The 1,677-nt window shown below is 39.6% G+C and carries 1 protein-coding gene; it reads left to right on the top strand.

Going from position 1 to position 1,677, the window contains the following annotated elements; all coding sequences use genetic code 11:
- The first annotated feature begins 153 nt into the window (after window positions 1–153).
- Window positions 154–1,527, top strand: a complete 1,374-nt coding sequence (locus tag O9295_RS13720) for a 1-acyl-sn-glycerol-3-phosphate acyltransferase (protein ID WP_287739584.1) — start codon at window positions 154–156, stop codon at window positions 1,525–1,527.
- Window positions 1,528–1,677 lie beyond the last annotated feature (150 nt).

The raw sequence follows: 1,677 nt of genomic DNA, 5'->3' as shown, positions 1-1,677 counted from the left end.
TATGGGAGTGGTCGGGGGGAAAATCCCTGGACTTTTTCCCTGAAAATTAGGTAATTTACCCGATGAAAATGGGTAAAACCCCACACCCCACACCCCACACCCTACACCCTGCCCCTAGGAAAAACTTTTTCAGCAGACCCTACTTATACTTATATGTCTAATCTATCTTTGGGCGCGCAACCTCCCCTCGAATTTATCCCCCCTGACCTTAATCCCTTGCTTTTAAAGGGATGTCAAATCTTTTTACCTCTTTGGTTACAAACTCAAACCAACTTAAGAGAAATTTCCGCTGCCAATCTAGAAACTTTAATCACATTTTATCAAAAAAGTCAAGAGAAAAAAGTCCGTTTACTGCTTGCTTTCCGTCATCCCAGTATTAACGATCCCTACTGTATGGCCTATCTTTTGTGGAAATTAGTACCCAAAAAAGCCGAAGAGTTAGGAATAAAATTAAACAAGCCAATTCACGCTCATTTTATGTATGATCGAGGGATTCCTTTATGGGCTGGAGAAAGGGTAGGATGGTTATATTCTAAATTAGGTGGCACACCAATTCAACGGGGAAAAGCCGATTTAATCGGATTGCGTTCGGCTCGTCGTTTATTATTAGAAGGAGATTATCCTTTAGCCGCTGCTCCGGAAGGGGCAACTAACGGACATAATGAGCTTGTTAGCGCAATTGAACCGGGTATTTCTCAATTAGCTTTTTGGGGGGTGGATGATGTCAAAAAAGCTAAACAACAGCAAGAAGTAATTATTTTACCTATTGGTATTCAGTATTTTTATCTGACTCCAGTGTGGCAAGAAATCGAGCAAATTTTAACTAATTTAGAAAACGATAGCGGTTTAGAACCCACCCCGAATTCATCCCGAGAAGAAAAGGTTTTATACGAGCGTCTTTTTCGGTTAGGAGAAAGATTATTATCCTTAATGGAGGATTTTTATCGAGATTTCTACTATCAATCTTTGCCTGTAGTACCTGCCAATGGCGATGATCCAAACGAAACCCTAGCCAAACGTTTAGCCAATTTATTAGATGTGGCCCTACAAACCGTAGAAAAGTATTTTAATGTTTCTCCTAATGGTAATGTAATCGATCGCTGTCGTCGTTTAGAACAAGCAGGATGGGAACGCATTTATCGCCAAGAATTAAAACCCACTCATTCTATTTCTCCCCTTGAATTAGGATTAGCTGATCGCCTGGCCGATGAAGCTAATTTAAAAATGTGGCACATGAGAATTGTCGAAAGTTTCGTCTCAGTAACCGGTTATTATGTCAAAGAAAAACCCACCGTAGAAAGATTTGCCGAGACAATTTTATTACTCTGGGATTTAGTGACAAGAATTAAGGGAGGTAATCCCTTTTTTCGTCCCCAAATTGGTCAACAAAAAGCGATAATAACTATTGGTAAACCTATTTCTGTATCCGAGCGCTATGCTGATTATAAAAGCGATCGACGCTCGGCCGTAGCCCAATTAACCCAAGATTTACAAACCAGTTTAGAAAGTTTAATTATTCATCAGTAGATAATTAGGGTTTGCTGAATAAATCTAAAAACCTTGTTGGATAAGGCTTTTAGACTTTTTTGACCTCAAAAAGTCCCGACCCTTGCAGTGATTGAGGGGAAAATTCAGGTACTTTTTCCCTGAAAATTAGGTAATTGACCAGGTGAAAAT

The organism is Microcystis sp. LE18-22.4A (assembly GCF_027531105.1).
In the GTDB taxonomy this organism is placed as follows: Bacteria; Cyanobacteriota; Cyanobacteriia; order Cyanobacteriales; family Microcystaceae; genus Microcystis; species Microcystis aeruginosa.
The sequence above is the reverse complement of the archived record's forward strand: the minus strand, read 5'-3'. Positions and strand labels throughout refer to the sequence as shown.

What these genes read in the sequence shown, in the direction of transcription:
- O9295_RS13720 (WP_287739584.1), top strand. Translation starts at nt 154, where the DNA reads ATGTCTAATCTATCTTTGGGCGCGCAACCTCCCCTCGAATTTATCCCC.